The 5,657-nt window shown below is 61.4% G+C and carries 6 protein-coding genes and 1 pseudogene; 3 read left to right on the forward strand and 4 right to left on the reverse strand.

The annotated features are described in order from the left end of the window. Positions 1–75 precede the first annotated feature (75 nt). Positions 76–717 (forward strand): nucleotidyltransferase domain-containing protein, encoded by a 642-nt coding sequence (locus EEB13_RS00590; RefSeq protein ID WP_141484400.1) that lies wholly within the window; start codon positions 76–78, stop codon positions 715–717. Continuing rightward, positions 717–1,103 (forward strand): hypothetical protein, encoded by a 387-nt coding sequence (locus EEB13_RS00595; RefSeq protein ID WP_141484401.1) that lies wholly within the window; start codon positions 717–719, stop codon positions 1,101–1,103. The genes EEB13_RS00590 and EEB13_RS00595 overlap by 1 nt, the downstream gene beginning before the upstream one ends. A 120-nt stretch (positions 1,104–1,223) precedes the next feature. Here EEB13_RS00595 and EEB13_RS00600 read toward each other — a convergent pair whose 3' ends face one another. After that, entirely contained in the window at positions 1,224–2,180 is a 957-nt protein-coding gene (locus EEB13_RS00600) for a thiamine pyrophosphate-dependent enzyme (protein WP_141484402.1), read from the reverse strand. Positions 2,181–2,376: 196 nt separating this feature from the next. Then, a pseudogene (locus EEB13_RS00605) lies at positions 2,377–2,673 on the reverse strand (hypothetical protein); the annotation flags it as partial. Positions 2,674–3,103: 430 nt separating this feature from the next. On the opposite strand from EEB13_RS00605, the gene EEB13_RS00610 reads away from it, so the two are divergent. Next, complete coding sequence (locus EEB13_RS00610) at positions 3,104–3,583, forward strand: carboxymuconolactone decarboxylase family protein (RefSeq protein WP_141484403.1); 480 nt, start codon at positions 3,104–3,106, stop codon at positions 3,581–3,583. On the opposite strand, the gene EEB13_RS00615 is transcribed toward EEB13_RS00610, so the two are convergent. Next, positions 3,577–4,407: a helix-turn-helix domain-containing GNAT family N-acetyltransferase gene (locus EEB13_RS00615; protein WP_141484404.1), complete on the reverse strand. Its 831-nt coding sequence runs from the start codon at positions 4,405–4,407 to the stop codon at positions 3,577–3,579. The two genes, EEB13_RS00610 and EEB13_RS00615, sit on opposite strands and share 7 nt — an antisense overlap. A gap of 93 nt (positions 4,408–4,500) precedes the next feature. After that, entirely contained in the window at positions 4,501–5,544 is a 1,044-nt protein-coding gene (locus EEB13_RS00620) for an alpha/beta hydrolase (protein WP_141484405.1), read from the reverse strand. Between the last annotated feature and the right edge of the window lie 113 nt (positions 5,545–5,657).

Raw genomic sequence — 5,657 nt, forward strand, 5'->3', positions numbered from 1 at the left:
GGTCCGGACTACCTCGCACTACTCCAACTATAGTTGCTATAGTCAAACTTTAGTTGGAATGAGGAGGTGCCTGCCATGCAGCTGAACAGGCCGTTCGCCACGGTAACACCGACCCTGGACGGCGACGTGCTAGCTGTCTTGGCGAGCGCGGAGGTCACGTTCACGATCAGCCAAGTCCAGCGCATCCTCGCCACGGGGTCGGGCGAAGGTATCCGCAAGGTCCTCATCCGCCTCGTCACGCAAGGTGTGGTGCTCCGCGATCAGGTAGGTAGGACCAACACCTACCGCCTCAACACCGAGCATCTCGCGGCCGAGCCCATTATGGCGCTTTCACAGCTGAACTCCACCTTCCTCAAGCGCCTCGAAAAGCACCTGGACGGGTGGCGCAAGACGCTGCGGTACGCCGCAGTGTTCGGATCGGCAGCGACCGGGCGCATGAAGCTCGACAGCGACATCGACCTGTTCCTGGTGCGCGCCGCTGACGCCGGCAACGACGGGGACGATGCATGGGAGGAACAGGTAACCGAACTCGCCCGACTGGTCACGGCGTGGACCGGCAACGACGGCCGCGTCGTCGAGTACGCCGAAGACGAACTCCGTGCCGCGGCCGCCGCCGGCGAACCCCTGCTCCGTAACGTGGCGAAGCAGGGCCTGACCGTAGCGGGAACACGGAGCTGGTTCAACGCGCAACTGCGCCCCGCTGCGAAGAGATCCTGATGGCGGGACAACGCGACTGCAACTCCGTTGTCACCGCGGGCCGCATGTCCAAAGCGAACGAGTTCTTCGACGCCGCTGACCATCGCGGAGAGGAGATGCCCAACGCCGCCGGGGACTTGTACGTCGACGCGGGTATCGCCGCCTCGGACGTACTCTGCTGCGTGCGCCTAGGTGTGCACTCGAACACCGGCAACCACAGCGAGGCCATTGCCCTACTCAAACGTGCCGACAGTGGATCCGAACGGCATCTGAACACACTGCTGAACTTGAAGAACAAAGCGGCCTACACGCACCAGGACCTGACCTCTGCGGAGTTGAAGAAGATGAACCGCGCGGCGGAGCACCTGGTCGAGGCAGCCAAGCAGGCAATGGCCGCCCAGGGGTAGTCCGCCGACTCCCCGGGATCCAGCGCGCCTACCGTTGCGTGGGGCGCCGTCGTTTGTTCACAAAAATGCGCTTTAAGCCATCACAGCTGTATTACCCGATCATGCATCCCGATCCCTGCATTACCCGACTACCGCTTCCACGAGCGTGGGTCCAGGGACCGCATGTGCCCGGCGCAACGCCGCCCGCAACTCTCCTACCGAGTGCACCTGAGAGGACGGCACTCCGTAGCCACGAGCGGTCGCACACCAGTCCAGACTCGGATTGGTAAGCGAAGTCAGAGAGTTCGCCAAGTCGCCACTGGTGTGACCGAGGCGCTGCAGCTCGGTGTTAAGGATTCCGTACTTTCGGTTCGACACCAAGACGACGGTGATATCAGTACCTTCGCGGGCCATCGACCACAGTGTCTGAACCGTGTACTGGGCACTGCCATCGGACTGAATCGCGACGACGCGACGTCGTGGTGCCGCCAACGACGCACCAAAAGCTACAGGTAGTCCCTGTCCGATTGCACCACCGGTGTTGGTAAGAACACTGTGACGCGGCCCGTTCTGCGATGCTGCGAAAAAGCTGTGCCCGACAGTGCCACCTTCGATTGAAACAATGGCGTCCTCCGGCATCGTCTCAGCCGCCACAGAACCGATGGTCCATCCGTCCAGGCCCTGCTCATCCGAGAGCGCGGCAGTTTGGCCACCCACACTGACGGTGGCCGTCGAAGCGCCCACCGGGAGGCCGGACAATTCTTCGTCCAGCGCAACAAGTGCGGCGTACGAGTCCTCCTCGTCGGTCGACAACGTCAGTGTTGCAACGCCTTCGGCAAGAGCACTCGGATGTTCCCGGTACCCGAAAAACGCGACCGGTGACTTGGTACCGACCAACACCAGCGGGGCAGCGCTCGATAACGCCGCAACCGCATCTTCGGGGAAGTACGGCAACCGGCCGAACTCAGGACGGTCTCCACCTCGATCAAGTCGCGCTGCCGTCGTTCCGGTGAATGCGCGGCCACCAGTTCGTCGACAGATCCGATCAAGTATTGTGCGGCAACGAGTTTCGAACGCATTCCCGCCAATGAGAAACACCGGCCGCGCATCATTCGCTCGTAAGCTCGCAGCAACTGCCTCCACCGCGCTGTCCGCAGGACGTGAGCGCGCGGTCTGGCAGGAAGTCACCGCGAGCGGGATTGCATCCTGAATCGTAAACAATCCCAACTGGGTGCATCGCCGTGTGCTCCAAACCTATTGCGCCACTAATTCTTTGAATCAACGTGACAGTGCCATCCAAGATCGGGTTCAAACCCTTGAACCATGCCTGCGCGACCGCAGCCGTGTCACAGGCAGTGATCAGTTTCGCGGCGCGGTACACGATACGAAGGCGTTCGACATCGGTGTCGATGCCGATGGTTCGCGTGCCCTCCACCCACAGACGGACCGCCCGTGTTTCCTTGACCTTCCCGAGATCCGCGACAAGGCGAGCGCCGAGCATCTCGCGCAGTGCGGTCACCAATTCCGCCCGCTTCATGCGGGCAGCAAGATTGTAGGCAACGAGATCAGGCCTCGGATGCGGCGTAGTCATATAAATACACCCCCCAATCACAGGGAAGATCACATCGAGAACCCGCCATCAACACAACGGTCGTGTGGCATCGACCATGGCTCGAACTGGCCGACAAACTGTTGAGTGACCCCTGTTCGACTCTGCCAAAACCACGTTCTTCCTGCGCAGAAGACTGAACCGAGATTTCTCGGCCTATTCGGTTGAGAACGGCATCTTCACTCCATGTCCCGCTGGATTCCGGCGAATTGAACCGCTCCAGAGAGGTTTGAACAGAGTCCCCAACTTGGCGTGATTCCAATCGGTCGGCGTGCCGGGGTCAGCGCGGCCAAGGGCTAGCGGGCACATTTCACAACGGGGTTCTCATGCCGACCAGTGGGACTCGCACAGCGGCCTGGCAGGTTCGCGCCGCTATCGTCGGAGGAGGAAACCACACGAGATGGAGTCGACGATGAACATCACTGTGCCCGAGGGCAAAGATCCCATCGAATACGTGTGGGGTGACATGGTTCCCGAGATCGGGCGCGCGGCGTCGAGACTCTCCCGGGCAGTCACCACGAAGTCGACGCTCGGCCTACGCGAGTTCGAGGCCGCACGGTTGAGGATCGCGCAAATCAACGGCTGCATCGTGTGCATGGACTGGCGCACCGAGCGCGACGGAGCAAAAGTTGAAGATACCTTTGCCGAATCCGTTGAAAACTGGGAAACCACAGACGCTTTCGACGACCGCACCCGCCTGGCCGCCGAATACGCGCAGCGGTACGCATTGGATCACCACGGCCTCGACGACGCATTCTGGAAACGGATGAGCGCGCAGTACAGCCAAGCGGAAATTGTCGAACTCTCGATCAGCATCGGATCGTGGATCACGTCCGGTCGGCTCAATCACGTCCTCGGACTCGACACGGTCTGCGCACTGCCCGGTCAGTGAAGCTGGGACTCACGGCGTCGTTCCAGAAACAAGGTGTCACGCCACTGTCCACCCAGCTGGGCGATCCGTGAGCGGGTGCCGACAATGCGGAATCCGACGGCCTGATGCAGAGCAATGCTCGCTCGATTCTCAGGGAAGATGGACGACTGGATTGTCCAGATCTCGCTGGTGTCGGCGGCCTGAACTTGATGACGAAGGAGCAGTTTTCCGACGCCGCGGCCACGCGCTGCGCCGCCGACGTAGATGGAGTTCTCGGCAACACCCCGGTAGCAGTCGCGCGATGAGGTGGGACTGAGGGTCGCCCAGCCCACGACATGGCCGTCGATCTCGGCTACCCACCGATGATCGGGCAACCATTGCTCGTCCAGCTTCTGCGCGGAAGGCACCGACGTGGTGAATGTTGCTGTACCGGTGTCGATTCCCTCGCGGTAGATCGATCGCACGCCGTCCCAGTCACTCTCGGCCATTCGGCGGAGCGTGACGTCCGTCGGCAAGGCCCCCAGTGTGTCGCGCACCTGCGCCTGCGGCGAGACGATCTTTGCCGCGTCCATGAGGTCGGAATACGCCGAACCCGCAACGCGGATCACGGAAGTCCCGCCTTGGACGTCGACATCGATGAAGCCCACGTTCGCGAGCGCCTCGAGATGAGTTCCGAGTGTCGACGGTTCGATGCCGGTTTCACCGGCAAGTGCCGCAATCTCGACTGGTCCCACTGCTGCGAGTTGCAATACTCGAAGCCTCGCGGGATCTCCCAGACACGCAAATCGACGGGCAAGAACGTCAGTGTCTTCGACTGCGGCGACGCTGCGCGTTTCGGAACTCACCCGGTGATGATAACCGCGCTGACCAGCATCTAGGTTAGTCAGATCTCGAACGATGCGAGAGAAGTGAGCAAAAACTCACCGGCTGATCGGTACCTATCGCTGGGTACCGATCGCGTCGGCGATCATGGGCCAGGAGTTATGCAGATCGTCCTGCCAGTAACCCCACGAGTGAGTGCCGGTCGGCCGGAAGTCGTACGTTGCCGGGATTCCCAAGGTATTGAGGCGATCCGCGAGACGCTGCGTGCACTGATTTGTCCCCGCCTCGATGACGCCGCCCACGATCACCTGATTAGCGAGGACGCCCGGATCTCCATTCACCATCGGCCCCGCCAAGGTCTCATGTGGGCCAGGTAAACCGGTTCCGTTGCTGATGTACAGGTCGATGCCACGCAACTTCTCCGCGTTGACAACCGGATCGTTGGCCACCCAGGCCGGGCTTCCGGGAGGACCCCACATGTTGTTGACGTCGCCGCCGCGGAAGCTGACCACGAAGGTCACATAGTCCTGACCCGGTTGGGTGCTCGTCTCAGCGCATCCGCTGAACGCTCCCACGGCGCGATACACCGACGGCGCCGCTTCGGCCAGACTCAGAACCGATGTGCCGGCCATGGATAGACCAGCAACGGCATTCTCCCCTGTAGTTCCGAGCGTCGCGTCGACGATCGGGGGAAGCTCCTCGGTCAGGAAGGTCGTCCATTTATTGAGTCCGAGAACGGGATCGGGTTGCTGCCAGTCCGTGTAGTAGCTGTATGCACCGCCGATGGGATTGACTACGTTGACGTTCTTGTCACCGAAGAAATTGACGACGTCTGTCCTGGTCTGCCACGTCGCCGAATCTTCGCCGCCGCCGGCTCCATTGAGCAGATAGAGCGTCGGCCGTGGCACGCTCGCATCGGCTGGGAGGATCACCTCGAGCGGTATCACTTTGTCCATCGCCGCCGAGCGGACGTACATCGTCAGTTGGCGGTCGTTGACCACTTCGATGCGATCGAGCGCGGACCCGTCTGCCGATGTCGGTGTGCCGGGGGGAAGAGATCGAGACTGATCGGCAGACGCCAGCGCTACTTCACCGAACAATCCCGTCGACGCAATGAGTGCGCCAACCAGTAGTGCCCGACTGTGTCTGATCCTTCTCATTGCCGCTCCTCGTGCTCGATTGCGGTGCCCGAAAACGGGATGGTCGCTCTTGTGTCATTCCCCCACAGTCCAATCCGAAAACATCACCCGATCAGTACCGTATGCACACGGGT

The sequence above is a fragment of the Rhodococcus sp. WS3 genome, assembly GCF_003797085.1.
Taxonomy (GTDB): Bacteria; Actinomycetota; Actinomycetes; order Mycobacteriales; family Mycobacteriaceae; genus Rhodococcus_F; species Rhodococcus_F globerula.

What these genes read in the sequence shown, in the direction of transcription:
- EEB13_RS00590 (WP_141484400.1), top strand. Translation starts at nt 76, where the DNA reads ATGCAGCTGAACAGGCCGTTCGCCACGGTAACACCGACCCTGGACGGC.
- EEB13_RS00610 (WP_141484403.1), top strand. Translation starts at nt 3,104, where the DNA reads ATGAACATCACTGTGCCCGAGGGCAAAGATCCCATCGAATACGTGTGG.
- EEB13_RS00595 (WP_141484401.1), top strand. Translation starts at nt 717, where the DNA reads ATGGCGGGACAACGCGACTGCAACTCCGTTGTCACCGCGGGCCGCATG.
- EEB13_RS00620 (WP_141484405.1), bottom strand. Translation starts at nt 5,544, where the DNA reads ATGAGAAGGATCAGACACAGTCGGGCACTACTGGTTGGCGCACTCATT.